The organism is Nonomuraea sp. NPDC049750 (genome assembly GCF_040659625.1).
Classification (GTDB): Bacteria; Actinomycetota; Actinomycetes; order Streptosporangiales; family Streptosporangiaceae; genus Nonomuraea.
On record NZ_JBFANB010000014.1, the window covers coordinates 105,644 to 130,809 of the forward strand.

The 25,166-nt window shown below is 70.6% G+C and carries 21 protein-coding genes; 13 read left to right on the plus strand and 8 right to left on the minus strand.

All coding sequences use genetic code 11. The annotated features are described in order from the left end of the window. Positions 1-4 precede the first annotated feature (4 nt). From AB0J16_RS31875 to AB0J16_RS31900, 6 genes are read left to right on the plus strand one after another with little or no spacing between them, the layout of a single operon-like run. Positions 5-943: an ABC transporter permease gene (locus tag AB0J16_RS31875; RefSeq protein ID WP_358545991.1), complete on the plus strand. Its 939-nt coding sequence runs from the start codon at positions 5-7 to the stop codon at positions 941-943. After that, entirely contained in the window at positions 943-1,938 is a 996-nt protein-coding gene (locus AB0J16_RS31880; RefSeq protein ID WP_358545994.1) for an ABC transporter permease, read from the plus strand. The genes AB0J16_RS31875 and AB0J16_RS31880 overlap by 1 nt, the downstream gene beginning before the upstream one ends. Next, positions 1,935-2,747, plus strand: coding sequence for an ABC transporter ATP-binding protein (locus tag AB0J16_RS31885; protein ID WP_358545996.1), 813 nt, complete (start codon positions 1,935-1,937; stop codon positions 2,745-2,747). Before AB0J16_RS31880 ends, AB0J16_RS31885 begins: the two co-directional genes overlap by 4 nt. Then, a complete protein-coding gene (locus AB0J16_RS31890; RefSeq protein WP_358545998.1) occupies positions 2,744-3,568 on the plus strand; it encodes an ATP-binding cassette domain-containing protein in 825 nt (274 codons plus the stop codon). The genes AB0J16_RS31885 and AB0J16_RS31890 overlap by 4 nt, the downstream gene beginning before the upstream one ends. After that, positions 3,565-4,848: an alpha/beta fold hydrolase gene (locus tag AB0J16_RS31895; RefSeq protein WP_358546001.1), complete on the plus strand. Its 1,284-nt coding sequence runs from the start codon at positions 3,565-3,567 to the stop codon at positions 4,846-4,848. The genes AB0J16_RS31890 and AB0J16_RS31895 overlap by 4 nt, the downstream gene beginning before the upstream one ends. After that, on the plus strand, positions 4,841-6,154 hold the full coding sequence (locus AB0J16_RS31900; RefSeq protein WP_358546004.1) for an aminopeptidase P family protein: 1,314 nt from the start codon (positions 4,841-4,843) through the stop codon (positions 6,152-6,154). Before AB0J16_RS31895 ends, AB0J16_RS31900 begins: the two co-directional genes overlap by 8 nt. A gap of 7 nt (positions 6,155-6,161) precedes the next feature. Here AB0J16_RS31900 and AB0J16_RS31905 read toward each other — a convergent pair whose 3' ends face one another. The 4 genes from AB0J16_RS31905 to AB0J16_RS31920 form a co-directional block, all read right to left on the minus strand. Then, complete coding sequence (locus AB0J16_RS31905) at positions 6,162-7,811, minus strand: RecQ family ATP-dependent DNA helicase (RefSeq protein WP_358546006.1); 1,650 nt, start codon at positions 7,809-7,811, stop codon at positions 6,162-6,164. Positions 7,812-7,876: 65 nt separating this feature from the next. After that, on the minus strand, positions 7,877-8,332 hold the full coding sequence (locus AB0J16_RS31910; RefSeq protein WP_358546008.1) for a DUF6221 family protein: 456 nt from the start codon (positions 8,330-8,332) through the stop codon (positions 7,877-7,879). Between the two features lie 9 nt (positions 8,333-8,341). Beyond that, positions 8,342-8,740, minus strand: a complete 399-nt coding sequence (locus AB0J16_RS31915; protein WP_358546011.1) for a YchJ family metal-binding protein — start codon at positions 8,738-8,740, stop codon at positions 8,342-8,344. A gap of 30 nt (positions 8,741-8,770) precedes the next feature. Beyond that, positions 8,771-9,460 (minus strand): sulfotransferase family protein, encoded by a 690-nt coding sequence (locus AB0J16_RS31920; protein ID WP_358546013.1) that lies wholly within the window; start codon positions 9,458-9,460, stop codon positions 8,771-8,773. A 125-nt stretch (positions 9,461-9,585) separates the two neighbouring features. Between AB0J16_RS31920 and AB0J16_RS31925 the strand changes: the two genes are divergently transcribed. From AB0J16_RS31925 to AB0J16_RS31955, 7 genes are all read left to right on the plus strand, one after another. Then, on the plus strand, positions 9,586-11,157 hold the full coding sequence (locus AB0J16_RS31925) for a fatty acid--CoA ligase family protein (protein ID WP_358546016.1): 1,572 nt from the start codon (positions 9,586-9,588) through the stop codon (positions 11,155-11,157). A gap of 72 nt (positions 11,158-11,229) precedes the next feature. After that, complete coding sequence (locus AB0J16_RS31930) at positions 11,230-12,813, plus strand: NAD(P)-binding domain-containing protein (protein ID WP_358546018.1); 1,584 nt, start codon at positions 11,230-11,232, stop codon at positions 12,811-12,813. After that, positions 12,813-13,916 (plus strand): alpha-hydroxy acid oxidase, encoded by a 1,104-nt coding sequence (locus tag AB0J16_RS31935; RefSeq protein WP_358546397.1) that lies wholly within the window; start codon positions 12,813-12,815, stop codon positions 13,914-13,916. The genes AB0J16_RS31930 and AB0J16_RS31935 overlap by 1 nt, the downstream gene beginning before the upstream one ends. Before the next feature lie 41 nt (positions 13,917-13,957). Next, complete coding sequence (locus tag AB0J16_RS31940; protein WP_358546400.1) at positions 13,958-15,307, plus strand: cytochrome P450; 1,350 nt, start codon at positions 13,958-13,960, stop codon at positions 15,305-15,307. 103 nt (positions 15,308-15,410) lie between these two features. Further along, positions 15,411-16,751, plus strand: coding sequence for a cation:proton antiporter (locus tag AB0J16_RS31945; RefSeq protein ID WP_358546021.1), 1,341 nt, complete (start codon positions 15,411-15,413; stop codon positions 16,749-16,751). 58 nt (positions 16,752-16,809) lie between these two features. Further along, the gene (locus AB0J16_RS31950) at positions 16,810-17,499 is read left to right on the plus strand and encodes a response regulator transcription factor (RefSeq protein ID WP_358546024.1); all 690 of its coding nucleotides are present in this window, start codon (positions 16,810-16,812) and stop codon (positions 17,497-17,499) included. After that, complete coding sequence (locus tag AB0J16_RS31955; RefSeq protein ID WP_358546026.1) at positions 17,496-18,917, plus strand: HAMP domain-containing sensor histidine kinase; 1,422 nt, start codon at positions 17,496-17,498, stop codon at positions 18,915-18,917. Before AB0J16_RS31950 ends, AB0J16_RS31955 begins: the two co-directional genes overlap by 4 nt. Before the next feature lie 47 nt (positions 18,918-18,964). Here AB0J16_RS31955 and AB0J16_RS31960 read toward each other — a convergent pair whose 3' ends face one another. The 4 genes from AB0J16_RS31960 to AB0J16_RS31975 form a co-directional block, all read right to left on the minus strand. Beyond that, complete coding sequence (locus tag AB0J16_RS31960) at positions 18,965-20,497, minus strand: TROVE domain-containing protein (protein WP_358546029.1); 1,533 nt, start codon at positions 20,495-20,497, stop codon at positions 18,965-18,967. Between the two features lie 168 nt (positions 20,498-20,665). Beyond that, complete coding sequence (locus AB0J16_RS31965; RefSeq protein WP_358546031.1) at positions 20,666-21,550, minus strand: GIY-YIG nuclease family protein; 885 nt, start codon at positions 21,548-21,550, stop codon at positions 20,666-20,668. 562 nt (positions 21,551-22,112) lie between these two features. Next, positions 22,113-23,828, minus strand: coding sequence for a tetratricopeptide repeat protein (locus AB0J16_RS31970; RefSeq protein WP_358546033.1), 1,716 nt, complete (start codon positions 23,826-23,828; stop codon positions 22,113-22,115). Beyond that, positions 23,825-25,135 (minus strand): AAA family ATPase, encoded by a 1,311-nt coding sequence (locus tag AB0J16_RS31975; protein WP_358546036.1) that lies wholly within the window; start codon positions 25,133-25,135, stop codon positions 23,825-23,827. Before AB0J16_RS31975 ends, AB0J16_RS31970 begins: the two co-directional genes overlap by 4 nt. Positions 25,136-25,166 lie beyond the last annotated feature (31 nt).

Consider the following 25,166-nt stretch of genomic DNA (forward strand, 5'->3'; position numbering starts at 1 on the left):
GAAGATGACCACCACCACTGTCCTCCCACCGGCGGGCGCCCCCGTGGCGCCCGCCACCTCGGCCCGGCGGGTCGCCGGCGCGCTGCTGCACGACTGGGCGGCCGTGCTCAGCACGGCCTTCCTCGTGCTGATCCTGCTGATGGCGATCTGCGCGCCGCTGATCTCCGCGATCACCGGTCACGGGCCGAACGACTTCGACAGCGCGGCCATCGACACCGACCTCGGCGGGCTGCCGCGCGGCTCGCTGGGCGGGATCAGCGCCGACCACCTGCTCGGTGTGGAGCCGCAGAACGGCCGCGACATCCTGGCGCGCATCGCGTACGGCGCGCGCGTCTCGCTGCTGATCGCGGCCGCGGCCACCGCGCTCACCACCCTGCTCGGGGTGGTGCTCGGCATGCTGGCCGGCTTCTACCAGGGCTGGGTCGACCAGGTGATCTCCCGGATCATGGACTTCCTGATGGCCTTCCCCGCCCTCATCTTCATGATCGCGATCCTGTCCTCGCTGCCGGCGGGCAACCGGTCGGTGCTGCTGGTGGTGGTGATCAGCGTCTTCGGCTGGCCGTATCTCGCCCGTGTGGTGCGCGGCCAGACGCTGACGCTGGTGAACAGGGAGTTCGTCGAGGCCGCCCGGGTGTCGGGCGCCTCGACGGGCGTCCTGGTGTTCAGGGAGATCCTGCCGAACCTGCGCAGCTCGCTGATCGTGATGACCACGCTGGCCGTGCCCGGCTACGTCGGCACCGAGGCGGGGCTGTCGTTCCTGGGCGTCGGCGTGACCCCGCCGACACCGTCCTGGGGGCAGATGATCTTCAGCTCGGTGGGCTGGTACGCCGTGGACCCGATGTACTTCGCGGTGCCCGGCGCCTTCCTGTTCTGCACCGTGCTGTCCCTGACCGTGCTCGGGGACCGCCTGCGTGCCGCCTTCGACGCCGGGGATGCCTCCTGATGGCGCGTTATGTCGCCGGGCGGTTCGCCGGCATCGTGGTGATCCTGTTCCTGGTCTGCCTGTTCACCTTCATCATCTTCTTCACCCTGTCGCCGGATCCGGCGCTGATGATCTGCGGGAAGACGTGCACGCCCGAGCGGATCGACCAGATTCGCGGGGTGCTCGGGCTCGACCAGCCGTACTTCACCCAGTTCTGGACGTTCCTGACGGCCATCTTCGTCGGCCGGGACTACGGCTCGGGGGCCAACCTGATCCACTGCGCGGCCCCGTGCCTGGGCTACAGCTTCCAGACCAATCAGTCGGTCTGGGAGATGGTCGTGGACCGGCTGCCGGTCAGCGCCACCGTCGCGATCGGCGCCGCGGTGCTCTGGCTGCTGATCGGCATCCTGGCCGGGCTGCTCAGCGCGGTGAAGGAGGGCACCTGGTGGGACCGTACCGCGATGGGGCTGGCCCTCGGCGGGTCGAGCATCCCCAACTACGTGCTGGCGCTGGCGCTGCAGTACGTGCTGGTGGTGTGGCTGCAGATCCTGCCCTTCCCGTCGGCGGTCTCCTTCTCCGACGGACCGGTGCTGTGGTTCCAGTCGTACCTGATGCCCTGGGTCGTGCTGGCCACCGGCTACGCCTGCCTCTACGCGCGGCTGACCAGGGCCAACGTGATCGACACGCTGGCGGAGAACTTCATGCGCACGGCGCGGGCCAAGGGCCTGCCGCCCATGCTCACCATGCGGCGGCACGCGCTGCGGCCCGCGCTCACCCCGATCGCCACCATCTTCGGGATGGACTTCGCGGCCCTGCTGGGCGGCGCGCTCATCACCGAGACGGTCTTCGGCCTCAACGGGGTCGGCAAGATGGCCGCCGACTCGATCGCCAAGAACGACCAGCCGGTGATCATGGCGGTGACGCTGCTCGCCGCGTTCTTCGTGGTGGTGGGCAACCTGGTGGTCGATCTCGTCTACACCACGCTGGACCCGAGAGTGAGGATCACCGCGAAATGAGTGACCTGCTTGTCGTGGAGGACCTCACCGTCACCTTCCCCACCACGCGGGGGCCGGTGGACGTCGTCAAGGACGTCTGCTTCACCGTCGGGAGCGACGAGACGGTCGGCATCGTCGGTGAGTCCGGTTCGGGCAAGTCCATGACCAGCCTCGCGATCATGGGGCTGCTGCCCCGGGGGGCGGTGACCCGGGGCAGCATCCGGCTGGACGGCACCGAACTGCTCGGCCGCAGCGACAAGGACATGCGCCGGATCAGGGGGGACCAGGTCTCGATGGTCTTCCAGGATCCGCTGTCGTCGCTGAACCCGTACTACACCGTGGGCCTGCAGATCGAGGAGGTCTACCGGGCCCATAAGGGCCGCTCGCGCAAGGCCGCGCGCAGGGTCGCGATCGAGGCGCTGGAGCAGGTGGGCCTGCCCGACCCGGAGCGGCGGGTGGACTACTACCCGCACCAGTTCTCCGGCGGGCAGCGGCAGCGCGTCATGATCGCGATGGCGCTGGTCTGCTCCCCCGCCCTGCTCATCGCCGACGAGCCGACCACCGCGCTCGACGTGACCGTCCAGGCGCAGATTCTGCGCCTGCTCGCCGACCTGCGGCGGCAGAGCGGCACCGGGATGGTGTTCATCACGCACGACCTCGCGGTGATCAGCTCGATCGCCACGCGTGTCCTGGTGATGTGCCGGGGCGAGCAGGTCGAGTACGACACCGCCGAGCAGGTCTTCTCCGATCCGCGGCACGACTACACCCGCATGCTGCTGGACAGCGTTCCGCGCATCGACGACTCCCCCATCGACGAGGTGATGTCATGAGCGAGCCCCTGCTGAGGGCGAACGAGCTGACCAAGCGGTTCGTCACCCGCGGGCCGCTGGGCGGCAAGGCCGAGTTCGTCGCCGTCGACGGCGTCAGCTTCGACGTCCGGCCGGGCGAGACGCTGGCCGTGGTGGGCGAGTCGGGCAGCGGCAAGTCGACGACCGCCCGCATGGTGGCCAGGCTGACGGAGCCGAGCGCGGGCACCCTGGAGTTCGAGGGCGAGGACATCACCGTCGCCAAGGGGGCCGCGCTGGCCCGCTACCGGGCCAACGTGCAGGTCGTCTTCCAGGACCCGTTCTCCTCGCTCAACCCCCGCCACACGGTGGAGCGCATCCTGATGGCGCCACTGGTGTACCAGGGGATCCCCCCGACGGGCGGGAAGCGGGCGCACGCCAGGGAGCTGATGGAGCGGGTCGGGCTCGACCCGGACCACTCCCAGCGCTACCCCGCGCAGTTCTCCGGCGGTCAGGCCCAGCGGATCGGCATCGCCCGCGCGCTGGCCGTGCACCCCAAGCTGGTCATCTGCGACGAGGCGGTGTCCGCCCTGGACGTCTCCGTGCAGGCCCAGGTCATCGAGCTGCTGCGGCGGCTGCAGGCCGAGAGCGGCTTCAGCTACATCTTCATCGCCCACGATCTGGCCGTCGTCCGGCAGATCGCCCATCGGGTGGCGGTCATGAGCAAGGGCAGGATCGTCGAGCAGGGGCCGGTCGAGAGCGTCTTCGGCGACCCCCGGGACCCGTACACCCGTACGCTCCTGGCCGCCATCCCCCGCATCAACCCCGAATGGGACCGCAGGCGCCGTGAAGGGAGCCCCCGTTGACCACGTACATCATCCCCGGGATGCGCGTGCGCGACCACGTGGTGGAGGTGCCGCTCGACTGGTCCGCCCCCGGCGGGGACACCATCACGGTGTTCGCCCGGGAGCTGGCCGATCCGGTGCGGGCGGCCGAGGACCTGCCGTGCCTGCTCTACCTTCAGGGCGGTCCCGGCGGCAAGGGCCCGCGCCCGATCGGCACGAACGGCTGGCTCGGCCAGGCGCTCAAGACGCACCGGGTGATCCTGCTCGACCAGCGCGGCACCGGCCGCAGCTCGCGGATCGACGGGCGGGTGATGAGCGCGTTCGGCAGCGCGCGGGAGGCCGCCGACTATCTCGCCCACTTCCGCGCCGACTCGATCGTCGCCGACGCCGAGCACCTGCGGACGACCGTCTTCGGCGGCCGTCGCTGGGAGACGCTGGGCCAGAGCTACGGCGGGTTCCTCACGCTGACGTACCTGTCGCGGGCGCCGCAGGGGCTGCGCGCCTGCTACGTCACCGGAGGGCTGCCCGGCCTGGACCCGGACGCGGCGGAGGTCTACCGGCGTACCTATCCCCGCGTCGCGGCCAAGAACGCCGAGTTCTACCGCCGCTACCCGCACCACGTGGAGACCGTCGGCCGCCTGGCCGACCGGCTGGCCGCGCAGGACGTCCGGCTGCCCGACGGCGACGTGCTCACGGTACGGCGGCTGCAGTCGCTCGGCATCGACTTCGGCATGAAGCCGGGCTATGAGCGCATGCACTGGCTGCTCGACGAGGCGCTCGACGGCGAGCACGTGACGGACACCTTCCTGCAGCAGGTGCTGGCCCGCTCCTCCTACAGCGACAACCCGCTGTTCGCCGCGCTCCAGGAGAGCATCTACGGCTCGGGCCCCGGAGCCACCGGCTGGGCCGCCGAGCAAGAGCGGGCCCGCCACCCGGCCTTCGCCGAGTCGGCCCGGCCGCTGCTGTTCACCGGGGAGATGATGTACCCCTGGATGTTCGCGGAGATCCGGGTGTTGCGCCCGTTCCGCGCGGCCGTGGAGCTGCTGGCCGAGCGGGCGGACTGGCCGCCGCTCTATGACCCGGTACGCCTGGCCGCCAACGAGGTTCCGCTGGCCGCCGCCGTGTATTACGACGACATGTATGTAGATTCCGGCCTGCAACTGGACACCGCCGCTCGTATCGGCAACGCCCAAGCGTGGGTCACCAACGAGTACGAGCACGACGGCCTGGGCGAGGAGCGCGTCTTCGCCCGGCTGACCGAACTGGTGCGTGACATCGGAGGAGGCATCACAGGTGACTGACGGCAGGCCCCCGAAACTGCTGGACATTCCCGCGTTCACTGACTACATCGGCAAGGGCTGGGACATCCCCGACCGCACCCCGACCGTGGTCCCCGGCGCCGCGGAGGCCGCCGCCGCCCATCGGGCCCGGCTCGGCGCCGCGCTCCCCGGCCGGACCGTCGTGGTGGCGGCGGGCCAGGCGCCGGTGCGCAGCAACGACACCTCCTACGACTTCCGCCCCGGCAGCGACTTCTACTGGCTGACCGGCTGCGTGGCCGAGGACGCCGTGGCGGTGGTCAGGGACGGCGACGCGGTCGTCTACCTGCCCGTCCCCGCCTATCCCGGCGAGCCGGGCTTCTTCGCCGACGCCGCCCACGGGGAGCTGTGGGTGGGCGCCGCCCCCGGACTGGCCGAGTGGTCGGCGGCGCTGGGCGTGCCGGTCAGGCCGCTGACCGACTTCGACGGCACGCTCTCCACCGACGACGAAATCGCCCGGGTACTGGCCGAGCTGCGCATGATCAAGGACGACTGGGAGATCGGCCAGCTGCGGGAGGCCGTGGACCGGACGGTCGAGGGGTTCGCCGCGGTGCTCGCCGAGATCCCGACCGCCGTGGCCGGGCCGGGTGAGCGCTGGCTGCAGGGCACCTTCGACCGGTACGCCAGGGCGTACGGCAACGGCCCCGGCTACGCCTCGATCGTGGGCAGCGGCCCGCACGCCCCGACCCTGCACTGGGTGCGCTGCGACGGCCCGGTGCTGCCGGAGGAGCTGCTGCTGCTCGACATGGGCGTGGAGGTACGCAGCCACTACACCGCGGACGTCACCCGCACCTTCCCCGCCTCCGGCACCTTCTCCCCCGCCCAGCGCCAGGTGCACGACCTGGTGGAGCGGGCGCACCGGGCGGCGCTGGCGCAGGTGGCCCCCGGCCGCCGGTTCACCGACTTCCACCACGCCGCGATGGAGGTCATCGCGCGCGGGCTGGACGACTGGGGGATGCTGCCGGTCTCGGTGGACGAGGCGCTGTCGGAGCGCGGCCAGCACCACCGCCGCTACCTGATCTGCGGCATCGGCCACCACCTCGGCCTGGACGTGCACGACTGCGCCAAGGCCGCGCCCGAGGCCTACCAGGGGGCGCTCATCGAGCCCGGCATGGTGTTCACCGTGGAGCCCGGCCTGTACTTCCACGCCCACGACCTGACCGTGCCGCCCGAGCTGCGCGGGATCGGCGCGCGCATCGAGGACGACCTGCTGGTGACGGCGGACGGCATCGACGTGCTCTCGGCCGAGCTGCCCCTGTCGGCGAGCGGCCTGGAGGATTGGATGAAGTGACCCTGGCCTACGACGCGTCGTCCGCGCGGCGCAGGACGCCCTCCACGGCGGCCAGGGCGAGTGTCTTGTAGCCCACCGAGTCGAACAGGACCGTGATCCGGTCCGGCTCGCGGCGCATGACCGTGCCCCGCCCCCATGCCTGGTGCTCGACCTTGGCGTGCAGCGGGTACGGTCCCTCGCCGGTCGCGATGGGCTCCAGGCCGTCCTGGCAGGTGTCGCAGGTCCGGCAGGCCGTGTCGTACGGCTCGCCGAAGTACTCCAGCAGGAAGCGGCGGCGGCACCCAGTCGTCTCCGCGTAGCCGCGCATCATGTCGATGCGCGAGTCGTCGACGCGGTGCCGGATCTCGTCGAGTTCCACCGCCCGCGCGGCGGCCTTCTCCGGCGGCGGCCCGCCCGGCGCGTAGCGCAGGTCGCCGGAGTCGGTGACGGTCACCGCCTCGGCCTGCTCCAGCAGGTTGACCAGGCTCGTCAGCTGGGAGGCGCCCACCTCCAGCAGGGCGCGCAGCTCGGTGACGGGCACGGTGCCGCCGTGCTCCTTCACCAGGGTCGCCACCCGCAGCAGCGCCTCGGCGTCCGCCCGGCCGCTGGCGAAGAAGCGGCGCAGGCCCAGATCCTCCGACCGGTAGAACAGCACGGCGCGGGCGGGCCCGCCGTCCCGGCCCGCCCGGCCGATCTCCTGGTAGTAGGCGTCGGGCGACTCGGGCGGGGACGCGTGCAGCACGTAGCGGACATCGGGCCGGTCGATCCCCATCCCGAACGCCGAGGTGGCCACCACCGTGTCCACCTCGCCGGCCGTGAAGAGCGAGTGCACGCGCGTCCGCTCGGCCGCCCGCATCCCGGCGTGGTACGGCTCCGCGTGGCGGCCCATCCCGGTCAGCAGCGCCGCGTACTCCTCGGCCTCGCGCCGGGTGGCGACATAGACCAGGCCGAGCCCGTCGAGGGAGGCGGCGTGCTCGGCCAGGGCCCGGCTCTTGTCGTCGTCGCCGACGAACCGGCGTACCTCCAGCCGGATGTTGGGCCGGTCGAACCCGCGGACGATCTGCACCGGGTCCTTCAGCCCGAGGGAGCGGACGATCTCCTCCCGGACGTTCGGCGCCGCCGTGGCGGTCATCGCCACCACCGGCGGATGCCCCAGGCGCTCGATGACCTTGCCCAGCCGCAGGTAGTCGGGGCGGAAGTCATGCCCCCATGACGAGACGCAGTGGGCCTCATCGACCGCGATGAGCGACGGCTTGGCCTTGGCCAGCTGGGCGACGACGTCGGGCTTGGCCAGCTGCTCGGGCGACAGGAACACGAACTCCGCCTCCCCCGCCGTGACCTTCTCCAGCCCCGCCTTGACCGAGGAGGTGGAGTTGACCGCGACGGCCCCGCCCGCGTCGGCCTTCTCCAGGCCGAGCACCTGGTCGCGCTGCAGCGCGATGAGCGGTGAGACGACCACGGTGGGACCGTCGCGCAGCTGCGCGGGCACCTGGTAGACCGCCGACTTGCCGGCGCCGGTCGGCATGACCAGCAGCACGTCACGCCCGTCGAGCAGGTGTTCCATCGCCTCCTGCTGGCCCGGCCGCAGGTCCTTCCAGTCGAAGGTCTGCCGGGCCGTGGCCCGCAGCCGCCGCCCCTTACGCCCGAACCGGCTGTTGAGCCTTGCCCGTAATCCCATGAACCCCTCCTGGTAGTGGGCGGCCAGTACCCGCTGCCGCGCTCACCGAACGCCGGTCGTCGAACTCAGCGTGGCGCCCACTCGGGCAGCCAGCCCGGACGATGGCGGTAGCCGTAGGCGAGGAGCCGCAGTGTGTCGCAGGGCCCCTCGTCTGTGTGCCCGTCTCCGTCCGCGCGCCCGTCTTCGTCTCCGTCCCCGGCGCCGTGTCCGTGCGCGGCGATCAGGCGCAGCTCGGCGGCGCAGCGGGCCATGACGTCACGGGGATCGTGGACGGCGATGTGCACGGCGTCCCTCATGGACGGCGTGTGTCCGGCGTCGCCGGTGATGCAGACCGCGCCACGGAAGGCCGACGGGTCGCCGAAGCCGACGAACTCCTGGCCGTTGGTCATGGTGACGAAGTCGTCGCCGTCGTACCACTCCCTGGTGGGGTCGTAGGACCACGGGCCGGGAGTCGCCGCCTCGGCCGTCGCGTTGTCGCCCTCGATCGTGGCGCGCAGCCAGGACAACAGGTCGTAGGTCAACGCTCTCCCTCAGTCGGCCCCGGCATAGGTCCAGGCGCCCTCGTGCCGGACGAAGCGGCTGTGCTCTTCCATGGAGCCCGCCTCGCCGTTGTCGGTGTAGTGGGCCCGGAATCGGACGGTGCCCTCGGTGGAGACGACGCTGCCCCCGGTGGTCTCCAGGATCTCCAGCCGGGTCCAGCGTGTCCCCCGGTCGAGGTCGAGCCGGGCCGGGCGGGCCGCCGGATGCCAGGTGCGCAGCAGATATCCGGCGTCGCCGACGCTGAAGGCGCTGAACCGGGACCGCATGAGCGCCTCGGCCGTGGGCGCGGCGGCGAGGCCGCGGTGCAGCCGCCCGCAGCACTCCCGGTAGGTCGCCGGCAGCCCGCATGGGCACGGGGCTGAGGCGGATTTCGAGTCACGTCGCGGCACGCCTCTCATTCTGCCCGGTGCCGGGGACGGTCAGCGCCCGCGCAGGATCAGGCGCAGTTGTCTGCCGGTCCGCTTGCGCCGGAACGCCTCGCGTTCGTTTGCCTGGGGGAAGGGCTCGTCCGGGACGGGCGTCCCGAGGAAGGCGCACAGTGGCTCCCATCCCTCCCGGACGTCGAAGACCAGCAGCCGCGCGGCCGGAATCGCCGCCTGGACCTCGGCGAGGTGCCGTTCGAAGACCTTCATGGCGTACGCGGGATCGTCGACGCGGCCGTCGAAGACCCGGTCCATGACGGTCGCCCTGGCCATGCGCGGGTACAGGGCGAAGTCCGGCGCCCGGCGCGCCACCAGCCACCGGATGACGCGGCGGCGGATCGGCATCGGGCGGCGTTCGGCCAGGGCGCCGGCGAAGATGGTCTGGCTGACGCTGTCGTACCACCGGCGCGGGTCGCGGACGGTGAGGATGATCTTCGCGTCGGGATAGTGCTCGGCCAGCTCCCGCCAGTAGGAGGCGGCGGGCCAGTCCACCGCCGACTGGAAGCCGGTGAACATCTCGTCCCAGTCGCGGGCGCGGCCCTCCCCCACGTCGAGCCACTGGCGGACCCGGTACGGCTCGGCTATGACCGTGGACATGTGGTAGCAGGGGCCGTACCCCAGCCGGTCCAGCGCCGCCTTCAGCGACCTCGTCCCCGTTCTGCCGAATCCCGCGCCGATCACCTTCACCTCGCGCTCCCTCCCGCCTCTGATCGGCCTCTGATCCGCGGTGCCTACCGTCGCAGTGGACGACAAGCCGGTTATATGACCAGATACATGTCGCAGCCGACCGCCGCAATGGTGAGGAGCCGACCATGCTGTTCCCGCATCCCCTTCTCGACGCGCTGCGGGACTCGCCCGGCGGCGTGGCGTTCGAGCACGGGTCCCGGACCGTCTCACGGGGTGAGCTGCTGGAGATGATCCGTAGGCTGGCCGGCGCGCTGGCCGATGCCGGGCTCGGGCCCGGCCGGGGTGTCGCCATCCGGACCGCCGTCTCGCCGGAGGCGTTCGCCGCGCACATGGCCGCGCACGCGCTGGGCTGCCGCGTCGTGGGCGTCCGGCCCGGTTACCCGGCCGCGCAGCTCGCCCACGTGCTGGGGATGGGGGTCGACGTCCTGATGGTCGACGGGTCGCTTCCCACGCTGGTCGGCGGGTCGAGCGCGATGCCTGAGGGGCCACTCGACCGGTTCAGCGCGGTACCTGTGCCGGCCGACCGGTCGAGCGCGGTGCCCGAGGGGCCGCTTCCTGTCCTGTCCTTGGCGGAGTTGCTGGCGCGCGCCGACGACGGCCGCCCCCTCGCCGTCACGGCGCGTCCGGACGACGTGGCCGCCCTGACCTTCACCAGCGGCAGCACCGGTCGGCCCAAGGGCTGCGCGATCACCTACCGCGCGCTGAGCGAGCACTGGGCGTGGCAGCCCCGCGTGTGGGGCCCGGTCGCGGTGGCGCTCGCCGAGTCGTTCGGGCGCTACCTGCTGTTCGGCACCCTGGCCAGCATGGTCGTCATGGAGTTCCTGGCGCCGTGCCTGCTGGGCGGCGGGACGGCGGTGATCCCGGAGGACGACGGGCGGCCGGTCTTCCCGTACGCGATCGAGCGCCACCGGATCACCGGCTCCATCATCACCGTGCCCAGGCTGTACCAGATGCTCCGGCTGCTCAAGGATGACCAGGTCGACGTCGGCAGCCTGCGCGCGCTGATGGTCTCCGGGTCTCCGCTCAGCCCGTCCCGGCTGGCGGCGGCGGTGGAACGGCTCGGCCCGGTCGTCTACCAGGGCTACGGCCAGACCGAGGCGGGCAACATCGCGATGCTCACGCCCGCCGACATCGCCCGGGGCAACGTGGCCTCGGTGGGCCGGCCGCATCCAGGGGTCGAGATCAGTGTCCGGGACGAGGCGGACCGGGAGGTGGCCGCGGGAGAGACCGGCGAGATCCACGTACGCAGCCCGTACCTGATGTCCGGCTACTGGGGGCAGCCGGAGGAGAGCCGCGACACGCTGCGGGACGGCCGGCTGCGCACCCGCGACCTGGGATACGTGGACGAGGACGGCTTCCTGTACCTGGTCGGCCGGACCCGGGATGTGATCATGGTGAACGCGATGGTGGTGTACGCGGGTCCGATCGAGCGGGTGCTGGCCGCCCATCCCGACGTGGACGAGGCGTACGTGGCCGGGGCGCCGGACGAGCTGACCGGCGAGGCCGTACACGCCTTCGTGGTGCCCGCCACCGGGCGGACCCCGGACCGCGACGCGCTGACCGCCCTGGTACGCGCCGAACTCGGCGACGACAGCGTGCCCCGGACGATCACGGTGGTGTCGGCCGTCCCGGTCGCCGCCAGCGGCAAACCGGACAAGCGCGCCCTGCTGGACCGGCCCGGCGGGCGGATGCTCTGAGCATTCTCTGAGAATCGCCCGCCAACACTGAGGTCGTCCGTTTCATGACATCGCTCGTTTCATGACATCGCTGTGACGGAGGCCTACGTGCCGGACAACGCCCTCGACTACCTGGTGATCGGCGCCGGCCCGGCGGGGCTGCAACTGGGATATTTCCTCGAAAAGGCGGGCCGGTCGTACCTGATCCTGGAAGCCGGTCCCACGCCGGGCACGTTCTTCCGCACCTTCCCGCGCCATCGCACGCTCATCTCGATCAACAAGAGGTACAACGGAACCTCCGACCCGGAGCTCAACCTCCGGATGGACTGGAACTCCCTGCTGTCGGACGACCCGGACCTGCTGTTCACCCGCTACAGCGACCGCTACTTCCCCGCCGCCGACGACATGGTCCGCTACCTCGCCGACTACGCCGCCGCGTGCGGCCTGCGGATCGTCCATGACGCCCGCGCCGTCCACATCACCCGCGCACCCGCTGTGGGCCCTTTCCGGGTGACCGACGAGCACGGCCGGACGTACGAGGCGAAGCGCCTGATCGTGGCGACCGGGGTCAGCCGGCCCAACATCCCGGAGATACCGGGCATCGAGACCGCCGAGCCCTACGGCACGGTCGCCACCGACCCGGCCGATTACGTGAACCAGCGGGTGCTCGTCATCGGCAAGGGCAACTCGGCCTTCGAGACGGCGGACAACCTGGTCGAGACCGCCGCGGTGATCCACGTCGCGGGCCCGAACTCCGTACGGATGGCGTGGCGCACTCACTTCGTCGGCCATCTGCGCGCGGTCAACAACAACTTCCTCGACACCTACCAGCTCAAGTCCCAGAACGCGGTGCTGGACGGCTCCGTCAAGCGGATCGAGCAGCAGGCCGACGGCTCGTACCTGGTGGCGGTGAGCTTCGCCCGCGCCGACGAGGTCACCAAGGACATCCCGTACGACCGGGTGATCGTCTGCACCGGCTTCCGGTTCGACGCCTCGATCTTCGACGACGGGTGCCGTCCGGAGCTGATGATCCAGGACCGGTTCCCGGCGCTCACCCCCGCCTACGAGTCGGTCAGTGTGCCCGGCCTCTACTTCGCCGGGACGCTGACGCAGTCCCGCGACTTCAAGCGCGGCACCAGCGGGTTCATCCACGGCTTCAGGTACGGCACGCGCTCGCTGCACCGCGTCCTGGAGCACAGGTACCACGACGTACCGTGGCCCGGCCGCGACCTCGCGGCAGAGCCGGAGGCCATGGCCGCGGCGGTGCTCGACCGGGTCAACCACTCCTCGGCGCTGTGGCAGCAGTTCGGGCTGCTGGCCGACGTCATCGTCCCCGACGGCCGGGGCGGGGCCCGCTACCTGGAGGAGTTACCGGTCGATCTGGAGGGCTCGCCGATCGGCGACGCCGGCCACTTCGCGATCACCCTGGAGTACGGGCCGGAACACGACAAGGTCGACCCCTTCGACATCGCGGTCGGCCGGATCCGGCAGAGCGACTCCGCCCGCGCCCACGAGGGCCACTACCTGCATCCGGTGGTCCGGCATCACCGGCCCGGCGCCCCGGCCGCCGTCCACCACATCACCGAGAACCTGGAGAACGACTGGACCTCCCCGGAGGTGCACGTCGCGCCGCTGCGAGCCTTCTTCGCCCGCCAGGCCGCCTCGGTGCCGGCGTGATGGAGACGCCGGGCGAGTTCGAGGCCGGCGAAATGGACACGCCCGGCGATTTCGAGAACGGCGGTATGGACACGCTCGGTGAGTTCGAAGCCGCCGCCCGCGCGCGTCTCGACCCCGCGCACTACGACTACTTCGCCGGCGGGGCCGGTGACGAGGTCACGCTGCGGGCCAACGAGGCGGCGTTCGACCGGCTGGCGCTGGTGCCCCGGGTGCTGCGCGGCGCCGGGAAGCTCCAGCTCGGCGTCACCCTGCTGGGCAGCCGCGCGGCCATGCCCGTGCTGGTGGCGCCGACCGCGTTCCACCGGCTGGCCGACCCCGAGGGCGAGCGGGCCACAGCGCGGGCCGCCGCCACCGCCGAGACGATCATGATCGTCTCCATGGCGTCCACGGTCGCCGTCGAGGACGTGGCCGCGGCGGCGCCGGGGGCCAAGCTCTGGTTCCAGCTCTACATCCAGCCGGACCTGGCCTTCACCGAGACCATCGTCCGGCGGGCCGAGGCGGCCGGCTGCACGGCGCTGGTCGTCACGGTGGACTCCCCCACCCTGGGAGCGCGGCCCCGGGACCGGCGCAACGGCTTCCACGACCTGCCCGAGGGCCTGTGCTGCGAGAACCTGCGCGACGGCGCGCGGGTGCGGCCGATCGTCATGTCACCGGAGATCTCCTGGGCGCACCTCGACCGGCTCAGGGAGATGACCGCGCTGCCGATCGCGCTCAAGGGCGTCGCCCATCCCGCCGACGTACGCCTGGCGCTCGACCACGGCGTCTCCGCGCTGGTGGTCTCCAACCACGGCGGCCGGCAGCTCGACACGGTCCCGGCCGCCGTCGACCTGCTGCCGGACATCGTGGCCGCCGTCGGCGGAACCGTCCCGGTGCTGCTGGACGGGGGTGTGCGGCGCGGCACCGACGTGCTGAAGGCGTTGGCGCTGGGTGCCGCCGCGGTCGCGGTGGGCCGCCCGGTGATCTGGGGGCTGGCGGCGGACGGGGAGCGGGGCGCGGGGCGGATGCTCAGCCTGCTGCGTACGGAGGTCGAGCGGGCGCTCACCCTGTGCGGCTGCGCGTCGATCGACGAGCTCGAACCTGGGATGGTGCGACGGCCGTGGTGACCGGGGTTTTGACGGGGGCTTTTACGGGGGCTTTGGCCGCAGTGGCCGCGGCGGTCGCCGTCGTCGCGGTCCTGAGCCTGCCGTGGTGGCTGCCGGGCCGGGTCGTGGCACTGCGCGTACGGGTCTTCAACCGGGTCAACGGGGACGAAGGCATTCCGGTGCCCGGCGATCTGGTGGGGATCGAGCGGTTCAAGGAGGTCTACTCCCATCCGGCGGCCGCTGGCCGGAGCAAGGGCGCCGCACTGTCGGACCTGTTCTGGTACTGGCTGGCGCCCGGCCCCGAGATGCACCAGGAACACCTGGAAGCGGGCGAACGGTATGACGCCGTCGCCCGGGCCACCCGCGGCTTTCTCTCCATCCCGCGTACGGAAGCGGAGGAGCTGACCCGCCGCTGCGTCACCCGAACGCTGCGGGAGGCGGGCGGGCTGGTCCGGCTGCGCGACCTGATGATGCCGCTCTGGGCGGAGTTCTCGTACGAGCTGGTCTTCGGCAGGCCATGCCCGCGCACGGCCCGCGACCTGATCGCCGGCAACGCGAACGACGTCGTCACCTCGCTCAAGTGCTGCGGGCTGCGGCACATGGACCGGCGCGACCGGCTGACCCGGTATCTCATGGACCGGCTGCCCCTGGTGCGCCAGCCGCTCCCCGACGGGTTGTCGGCCCGGGAGCAGGCGCTCTACCTGCAAGGGGCCTTCTTCAACACCGCGGTGGTCCAGCTGTCGGAGGCCATGGCCCACCTGCTGATGGTCCTCGCCCAGCACCCGGACGTACAGGCCAGGGCGTTGACAGGCGGTCCGCGCTACCTGGACCAGGTGATCGCGGAGACGCTGCGGCTCTACCCGCTCTTCGGCATCGCCCATCGCGTCACCACCGGCGACATCCCGCTGGACGAGCGCACGGTGATCCCGGCGGGCTCGGTGCTGTGCTTCAACTACCCGGAGTTCCACCGCGCGGGCTTCACCGACCCTGACCACTTCGACCCCAGCCGCTTCGACCCGGCCCACCCCCGCCCCCACCGGACCGCGGTCCGTGAGCTCAACCACATCCCGTTCGGCATCGCCGCCAATCGGCCGTGCCCGGCCTGGCGGCTGGCGCCGATCGCCATGCGGGTCGCGGCGGAGGAGATCCTGCGCCTGTACGCCCTGGACTCCACCGCCTCCCACACCCGGTCCCTGCCCAACCGGGGACCGTGCCTGCTCACCCCGCGCTACGCCCGCAGGATTGCCGCCCACCGGCCGCTGCTGCTGTTCGTGCGGTTCAGGGACCGCTGGGAGGACGTCTGGCGCAGCCTCGTCCAGCTCGTCCTCGGCACGTACATGGTCTGGGACGCGCGCAGGCAGCGGCTGTGCGAGCGCCACTTCGCGGACGACGGCCAGCCGGTCGCCCACTGACCGTCCCGCCCAGCCGATCACCCGCTGACCGCCCCAACCGACCCGCCACCCAACCGATCGTCCCGATTGTCCTGATCGTCCGGATTACGAGCGGAGGAATGGTATGCCCACGATGGCCCTGGTCGCCGCCGGTGACCCGAACCTCGAACTGATCCTCAAGGTGCTGCCCGCCCTGGTCGTCATCCTGCTGACCGCGGGCGTGTGCGGCCGGCTGGCGCTGATGGTCATGCAGCCGCGGGTCCTCGGCGAGATGGTGGCCGGCGTCCTGCTCGGCCCGACCCTGTTCGGCTGGCTGTTCCCGGAGGCCCAGGCCGCCCTGTTCCCCAAGGAGGTCCGGCCGGTCCTGTATGTGCTCAGCACCATCGGGCTGACGCTGTACATGTTCCTGGTCGGCGCCGGGCTGGACCACAGCGCGCGCTCGCCGGGCGAGGTCCGCCGGGGCTCGCTCCTGGCCGTCTCGGGCATCCTGCCCTCCCTGCTCCTGGGCTCCTGCACCGGCCTGCTCCTGTGGGACGTGCTCTCCCGCCCGGACGTCAGCCGGTGGGAGTTCGCCCTGTTCGTCGGGGGCGCGCTGTCGCTGACCGCCTTCCCCATGCTGGCCAGAATCCTGTACGAGCGGAAGCTGGAGAACTCCCCGCTCGGCCGGCTCACGCTGATCGCGGCCTCCATCGACGACGCCCTGGCGTGGTGCATCCTCGCGGTGCTGTCGGCGGTCCACCTCGGCTCGGGCCCCGGCGGCGCCCTGCGCACCATCGGCCTGGCCACGATCTTCGCGCTGGTGATGCTGACAGTGGTCGCCCGGCTGCTGCGTCCGCTGGGCCGCGGTCTCGCGCGAACCGGCCGGCTCGGCCCCGGCGCCATGTACGTCGTCATCCTCGTACCGCTCACAGCGGGCTGGCTCACCGACTGGATCGGTGTGTACTCGGTTTTCGGCGGCTTCCTCGCCGGACTGACCATGCCCCGCGATCCGGCGTTCCGTCAGGTGCTGCACGGCCGCATGATGGACGTCGTCTCGACGCTGCTGCTACCGGTCTTCTTCACCTTCTCGGGGCTGAACACCCATCTCAACGGCATCGCCGGGGGCGCCATGCTGCTGGCCTTCGCGCTGATCCTGGTGGCGGGCTTCAGCGGGAAGTACTTCGGCTGCTCGCTGTCGATGAGGGCGATGGGCTTCAACTGGCGCGAGTCGTACGCGGTGGGCGCGCTCATGAACGCCAGAGGGCTGATGATCCTCATCTTCATCAACATCGGCCTGGCTCAGGGCATGATCACGCCGGAGCTGTTCGCCATGCTGGTGCTCGTGGCCATCATCACGACCGCGGGCGCCCTGCCGCTCTACAAACTGGCGCTGCCCGAACGCCTCGAGCAGGCCAGGAGAACCGACCCCGAACAGCCCCGCCCTCTGGAGGAGCAGACAGCCGCCGCCCGGCCCACCATTTCCTGAAATGTCAACACTTGTCGGGACCCTGGTAATTCTGCGGCGGTGATGCAACGGTTGATCCGTGGCTGGGACATCGAGTACAGCCGGCTCCCCCGCCCGTCGGCTGCTGCTCGTGGAGGATGACCGCGAGCTCGGGGGCATGTTGGTGAACCTGTTCACCGACGAGGGCTACACGGTCGACCTGGCCCTGGAGGGGCAGCGTGGCCTGCACCTGGGCCTGAGCCGCGCCTACGACGCCATGATCGTCGACCGGGGTCTGCCGGTGGTCGACGGCATCGACCTGCTGCGGCGGCTGCGCAGGCAGGCCGTCACCGTGCCGGTGCTCGTCCTGTCCGCCTTCGGCACGGTCGCCGACCGGGTCACCGGGCTCGACGCGGGCGCCGAGGACTACCTGGTCAAGCCGTTCGAGATCGACGAGCTGCTGGCCAGGGTACGGGCGCTGCACCGCAGGAACCTCGACCAGGCCGGGCTGCTGCCCGTCGGCGCGGGCTGGCTGGATCCGGAGGCCCACACCGTACGGCTGCCGACCGGCGAGCAGGTGACCCTGTCCGGCCAAGAGGCGCGGCTGCTGCACGCGCTGGCGATCCGGCCGCGGCAGGTGCACACACGCGCCTCACTGCGACAGCGGGTCTTCGACGGCGCCCGCACCGATGCGATCGTGGACACCTACGTCTACTACCTGCGCGGCAAGCTGGGGGCGGGCATCGTCAGCACCGTACGAGGCGTGGGCTACCGCCTGGGTGAGCTGTGAGGGAGCAGCCGGCCGCCGATCCGGAGCGACGCCCGCTCCTCCGGGGTCGCCGCCGGGACACCGTGTCCGATCCGGAGCGACGCCCGCCGCTCCGGGGTCGCCGCCGGGACACCCTGGACGATCCGGAGCGACGCCTGCTGAACCGGGCCCGCCGGCGGGTCACCGTGCAGGTGGCGGGCGCGATCTCGGTGGTGCTCGCGCTCTTCGGGGTGATGGTCTACTGCGTCACCGTGAGCGACCAGAGCGCCTCCGCACGGCGTGACCTGGCCGCCGCGACGCAACACGGCTCCATCGCCCACCCGCCCCCCTGCGTCTGGCTGTTCGAACTGCGCGACGGCACCGTACAGGCCTCTCCCGGCGCACCGGCGGCGCTCCCCCTGCGCACCGCGCTGTATCTGGCCGCCGCCGGCGGCGAACCGCAGGTCACCCGGGCAGAGCTGGCCGGGCAGAGCTATCTCGTACGCACTGAGCGGCGCGGTGACGTGGCGACCCAGGCGGCGATCGACCTTCGCTACCAGGCCGCCGAACGGCAACGCCTGCTGCGCACGATCGCCGCCGCCGAGCTCGCCGGGCTGCTGGCCGCCCTGCTGATCGGCCAGGTCCTCGCCCGCCGGGCGATCGCGCCACTGGGCGAGGCCCTGGCCCGCCAGCGCAGGTTCGCCGCCGACGTCAGCCACGAGCTACGCACCCCGCTGACCCGTCTGCACACCCGCGCCCAGCTCGTGGCCCGCCAGCTGCGGCGCGGCACCGACCCGATCCTGGTCATCGACGAGGCCGACCAGCTGGTCACCGGCAGCCGCCAGCTGGGCGAGGTGGTCGAGGACCTGCTGGTGTCGGCCCAGTTCAGGCAGCTGCGCCGGCCGTTCGTAGCCGTGGACCTGGCGGCGCTGGCCGAGGAACTGGCCGTGGCCGAGGCGGCCCGCGCGGCGGCGCGCGGCGTGAGGATCGAGGTACACCGCCAGGGCCTCGACGCCCACACCGTGCGCGGGGCGCAGTCGGCGCTCCGCCGGGTGATCTCCGCCCTGCTGGACAACGCGCTCGGCCACACGAGTGCGGGCGGGCACATCTGGATGACGGTCGTCGGCGGCCCGGAGGTGGTGGAGCTCACGGTGCGGGACGACGGGGTGGGCCTGGATCCGGCCGACTCCGAGCGAGTGTTCACCCGGTTCGTCGGCCAGGGATTCGGGCTGGGGCTGGCCCTCGTACGGGAGGTGGTGGACGGGCACGGCGGCACGATCACGGCGGACGGGCGGCTGGGAGCCGGCGCGGTGTTCACCGTCCGCCTCCCGGCCGACCCCGACGTCACGCACCGCCCGCCGCCCAGAAACGAGCCCGCCGAACCCACCGAGCCTGCCGACCGCTCCCACCGCCCCCACAGCTCCGACCGCTCCGACCGCGAGCCTGAGCGGCGATTCTGATCGGCGCTCTCAGGATCGGTCAGCGGCGCGAAGCTTTCAGGATCCGGTCAGCGTACGAAGCCGTTGACGATCAGCGGCAGGGACGCGTCCAACCCGGCGACGTTGAGCACACCCGCGTCCCTGGGCTCGCCGATCGAGTAACCGGCGGCGGTCATCGCCACGACCACCACGCGGGCGTCCCGGTTGATCTGCCGGCGGTAGCCATCGAGCGCCTGCGTCGGGTGGGAGCGGCCGGCCCACGTCTCGTTGTCGGTGAAGACGATGATCCCGTCCACGTTCATCCGCTCCTTGGCCGCCCAGGTGAACGGCAGCGACAGGTCGGTGCCCCCGCCCGACGGCTCCCAGGAGGCGAGCTCCCGCAGGTTGGTGCGCGGTGTCACCTTGGAGGCGTGCACGGCGGTGTCCACGTCGATGACGTGCACGTTCTCCTCCATGCGGGCGAGCATGACGGCCAGCGCGCACCCGACCTCGTACGGCGACCCGACCGGCGACCCGCCAACGGCGACGCGGTTGCTCCAGCTCATCGACCCGGACGAGTCCACGGCGACCAGCAGCCGCTTCCCGGTCGGTGCGACGTTGCCGAAGGACAGCTCGTACGTCTGCTCCAACGCGTCCAGGATCGCCGGGACCGGCGTCCACGTCTGGACGTCGGCGCGCGGGTTGGGCTGGGCCCGGCCGGAGGCGTAGACGCGCATCGCGAGCCACGCGTCCATCGGGTGGATGCGGGCACGCAGCAGCGCCGCCCGGTCCGTCAGTCGGGCCACGGCGCGCCGGGTGGCCGCACCGAGCGGCGTCAGCGTGCCGAGACGGGTCATGCGGGCCAGATTTCGGATGAGCGCGGTCATCCCGACCGTGTCGACCAGGGCTTCCCACACCTTCGGCTCGCGCAGCATCGCGTCCGGCAGGAACTCCCACGGCACCCGCGACTCGTTCACGACCCGGATCGCCTCGTCGGCGCCCGTGACCGCCTTCGCCGCGAGGAACCGGTCCACGGCGGGCAGCATTTCGCGAGCCCGCTCGTCGGCGACGTTCCCGGCGATCCACCCGAACAACGCCTTGCGCTGCTCGTCGTCGGCGACCGGATGGGCCACCCGCAGCACGTCCCGCAGGCTGAACGCCTCACCCTGCGGCGTTCGGCGCTGGGCGGCCTTGCACGCCTTGAACGCGACGTCGTCGGCGCTCCCGGTGAGGAACCAGGAGCCGAGCGCCGTCCGCAGCGACCGGCCCACCACAGGCGAGGTGCCGCGACCGGTCGCCTTGCCGCCGAGGTTCTTGTAGTAGCCGAAGAACTGCGCGAGATGGTCGGTCGTACGCGCCACCTTCGCCAGCGCCACCTTCGCGGCCTGGCGGGTATCGGCGTCGCCCTTCGCGTACGCCGCAGCGAGAGCGAACAGGGCCGGGCGCTGCTTCGGGGCGCGGGGCGGGCGAGCCGCCGAAACCTCCGTCAGCAGAGCGACCACTCGCGGTCCGTCCTCAGCGATGGCCTGGAACAGCACGCCCGCGTTCTCCGCAGTCAGCTTGTCCTCGCCGACGTAGTAGGTGCCGCCGGATGTTCCAAGCAGGATGAAGGTCTTCAACACGCTCCCAGATATCCTTGCTGACGACATAACCACCAGCGCTGTTCTGGATTTGATCATTGCGACCGGGGATTGGGCGAGTCTGCGGAGTCGAGATCGTAGAGTACGTTGCGAGTGGATCGCGGGACATGGATATGTCCTCCCTCTAAAGCTGGCGGCGCTAAAGGGCGTCTACTCAGCACCGTCTGGTGGCAATTGATTGGCGGCGGCGCGCGTTCGTGCCCACCTGCGCAGGGCAGCCTGGCGAATGCGCTCTTTGTGTTCTGACGTCTTCGGCTTGCCGGTCAGGGCGGCGCTTCGTACGGCGCGCTCGGCTTCGGAGAGAACACGCCCGCGAGCCCAGCCCGGCCTACCTCGGTTGGCCTCCTGCACGCGCTTCAGATGCTCTTGCTGTGCAGGACTGCGCTCCATCGAGTGCGCGACCGGCATTGCCCGTTCAAGCAGCACTTCGCGACGTCGCTCCAGGATGTCCGGCGCCCAGTCATATCCGCGTTGATTCTGGGGCAAGTTGGCGACGTGCTCCGGTGATTTCTTCCGCCCCTTGAGCGCCTCCGAGATCGCCAGCCGCCGCTCAGGATGCCGACTGATCGCTAGCGACTGCTCACGGCGACCCCCAACCCAGCGCGCCCGTTGGGCGAGGGAGATCTTCAGCCGGGTTTCAGCAGATGCCCCGTGGAGCCCCTCGCCGCCATCGGTCCGGTTTGCGAGAACCACGCCCGCAGCGCGATGCTCGGCGATCCATCGCCGCTCAGCTTCGCACCAGTCACCAGTACCCTCTTCGAGAATCGACACGGCTGGTGCGAGCCCGGCCAGCCGCAGCGCCCGAATCCTCTGGGCCTTCTTGCTGTCAGTCCTGTCGTTCAGGTGTTCCCGGATCCGGACCCGCAGTCGGATGGTCTTGCCGACATAGAAGACAGCGCCGGTCAGCGGATCTGTCAGGGCATACACGCACCAGACGTAGCCGCCCGCAGCGTTCTTCACCTGCGTCTGGCCTGGGATGGGCTGAGACTGCGGCGTGGCGACCGTCGAGACAGCGGCAAGGGGATCACGCGCCATGGCGTCCTCCAAGTTCGACCCGCATGAGCGGATGTGGATATGCGAAAGGGGAGCGGATGACGACGTTCGACCCGCTCCCCTTGCTCGTCAGTCCTGCCGCAGGCACGGATGTGGAGATTCCAACCGGCTTCAGGTCGCAAGCGACCCGACAGGACTCGAACCTGTTATGCCAGATAACCGATCAGATTCGACCCGCGCCAACGGCAGGACTGACGAGCGATCAGGTCGGGAACCGGCACGGATGTGGGGATGCCCACCGGTGTTCAGGTGCTCTGCCGGCTGAGCTACCGAAGCCGAAGCCCCGGGCAGGACTCGAACCTGCGACCGCCCCATTATGAGTGGATAACCGACAGGACTTCGACCCGCGCCGGCACCGGACCTGACCAGTTCATCGGGCCGAGAGATGACGCGGATGTGGCGACGAGCACCGGTGTGATCTGGTTCGAAGAGATGACCGACGCCCTTCGACCCGCGTCCTGTCCGGGTCCGATGAACTGGTTCACGCTACCGATCAACGTGCCGCGCCACACCTGATCATCGGGCACGAGCGCTCGCAAGGAGCTCAGGAGGTTCCGTCCAAGCCCGCGAGCAATCGCTCGATCTCCGAGGCATCAGGCAGACTCTCCACCATCGGCGGCAGAACTGGGAGGGCGTCTCGCTCATCGACAGCCGCAAGCTGTGCGGCATCAGGCGGCAGTACGGAGCGAATCGCCTCAACGCAGCGGTTTTCGGCCTCAGCGCGGATGTTGAGCGCCTTGAGGGCGGAAAGTTTGGCCTCCTGGCGTTCTTCTTCCCACTCGCGCGCCTCTCGGGCGATCTCGAGGGATCGTTCCTTCCTGTGCGGATCGGACAGATCGCGGATGAGCTCTTCGGCCATGAACTCGTCCAAGGCGCGCCAGTCACCGCCCGGCGGAGCCGGCGCCCGAACCAGGGAACGGAAGTTCTGGACGGCCTGATCATGCGCCCTGTGCGCGCTCCCCGCCCAGATCCTTGCACCGGATGCCTGTGACCTGGCCAGCTCCACGCTGCGGGCGAAGTCCGACAGCGCGTCGGCGCAGGCACGATAGGCGGTCGCGAGTCTGGTCGTCTCCGCGTGGATCTCCACCATGATCTCGTGAAAGTCGGCGTCATCACCGTCTCGCACCCGCAGACCGGCGCTCCCATCGGCCGCCGCGTCGAACTGGCTGCCGTATTCGGCTGTGAGTTCGGCGTCATACTCCAACGTGGAGACCGCCAGGCGAAAACGAGAGACGTCATCAGGGATGGGATCGCCCTCCATGTCCAGGACGCTCCAGTCCAGATCCTGGGCAGGCGGGACCGGCTCCGGCATCGGATAATCGAATTTCTTCAGCTCGCCGGATAGCTGGCCTGTGTACAGATCCGCGCCAAGGCGCCCGGCGACCGAGCCGAACACGTCGAGGGCCCGTTCGAGCAACTTTTCCACCGTGATCCGAGACCTGGACGTCACAGCGAGGAGCTCGCGTACGGCCGCGTCGATCGGCGGGGAGCATGCGAGTCGTATCAGTTCGGTGATGCCGCCGATCGCCGGAGCGGACATCGACCGGGGATTCCGCTGCCAGCTGTCCCTGGCGATCCTCAGGTACCACCAGATCTCGCTGAGCGCTTTGGGGAGCGCGGCGCTCCTCGCATTGATCCGGGCGGCCGCGAGATAAACCGCCGCCGACTCGAGCGGACGACGGAGCAGGAACAGCAGGTCTGCCAGGCCCAGGGCGAGGCTCTCGTCGTTCGGATCGAGCCGGAGCCCTTCCCGGTACGCGCGTTCGGCCCCGGCCCAGTCGTTTCCAGCGCGCGCCACGTCGGCGAGCGTCAGGTAGGCGATCGGATCCTGCGGATCGGCTTCGACCGCCGCCTCGGCCGTGCGCCGCGCGTCGTCGATCCTGAAGACCGCCAGCTGACACTGCGCAAGCACACGGAGTGTCCATACGCCCGCCGGATCCAGTCGTGCCGCCTCCGTCGCCTCCCGGAGAGCGGCGGCGTTCCGGTAACGGTCCAGGAGCATGGAGGCCATCAGGCCATGCGCCCACGCTTCGTGTGGGTCGAGGCGCAGCGCGGCCTTCACGGCGTCGTGGGCTTCTGAACTCCAGAACTCGTTCAGTTCGGAGCGGGCGTTCAGCAGGCAGACGGCGCGCAGGCAGAGAGCTTCGTACGCGGTGTCCTCCGAGGCCAGCGCGGGACCCAAAGCCTTCGCCGCGTCTCGCCATCTCCCCAGCTGTACGAGGTTGCGTGCGGTCAGAAGCGCCTTCTGACCATCGTTCATGCCATGCCCCGCTGCCTGAGGTAGGCGAGGAGATCATCGAACTTGCCGGCGGAGTCGGCGAACATCACCACGTTGCGGGCGTCCTGCAGCCACGGCCCGATCGACGATTTCACCTCGGCGAACGCCTGATCGAAGTCGGCCATCCGGATCGGCCGTACCTCCTTCGTACGGACCGAGTCCAGCATGGCGTGCTCGGCCGCGGTGTCACAGAGGTAGGCCAGATCGGCGCCGGAGAAATGCCCGCTGCGCCGGACCAGCGTGGCGATCTCGATGCCTTCGAGAGGCCGGTCACGCAGGTGATACCGAAGGATGGCCTCGCGCGCGGAATCGTCGGGCGGGGCCACCAGCAGCAGGCGGTCGAACCGTCCCGGCCGCAGCAACGCGGTGTCCACGTCCCACGGATGGTTGGTCGCGCCCAGCATGAAGACGCCGTCGTTGGCGCTCTTCACCGAGTCCATCTCGGTCAGCAGCTGATTGACCGTCCCGCGCATCGCGGTGCTCGTCCGCAGATGCGTGCGCTTCTGGCCGAGCGCGTCGATCTCATCGAAGAACAGCACGCAGGGCGCGTTGCGGCGGGCGATCTCGAACATCTCATGCAGGTTGCGTTCGCTGGAGCCGATCCACATGTCCAGGATGTCGGAGATCGAGACCGCGTAGAAGCGCGCCCCCAGTTCCCCGGCGATGGCGCGAGCGAGAAAGGTCTTGCCGCATCCCGGAGGTCCGTACAGCAGGAGGCCACCAGGAAGGCTACGGCCATAAAGGCGACGCATTTCCGGATTGCGCATGGGAACGAGGAATGATGCCTCCAGGCGCTGTTTCACCTCTTCCAGCCCACCGACGTCCGACAAGGTCATGTCAGGCCGCTCGGCCTCGCCATCCGGAAGAACCCCGGGATCCTCGATCAGGGCGGGCTGGACGATGCCTGCTACCTCGCCCTCCGCGGCGTCCCAGTCAAACTTGGTCTTTCCCGATTCGGCCTTTGCCGCTTTCGCGGGCTCCGCTGGGGCCGACACGCCACGCAGACGATCCGTCGCCCGGGAAAGGACGGCAAGCGCCTCGGCGTTGCCGGGATCACGTTCCAGAGCGGCGGAGCAGTGCGCCAGCGCGGCCACCGAATCCCCCTGATCGACGAGCAGGCCCGCGACATGAACACGGAGAGGCACATCGTCTGGGCGGTCCTCCACCGCCACGAGAAGACTCCGCACGACAGCAGACAACCCGTCATTCTCCATGGCATCCCCCGAGGAATCGAAAACGCCGAGCTGCGCATATGCAACGGCCCGCCCCAAATCCGGAATAGAGTACATCGCCTGACCTTGAGGAGTTCAGGGAATTCCG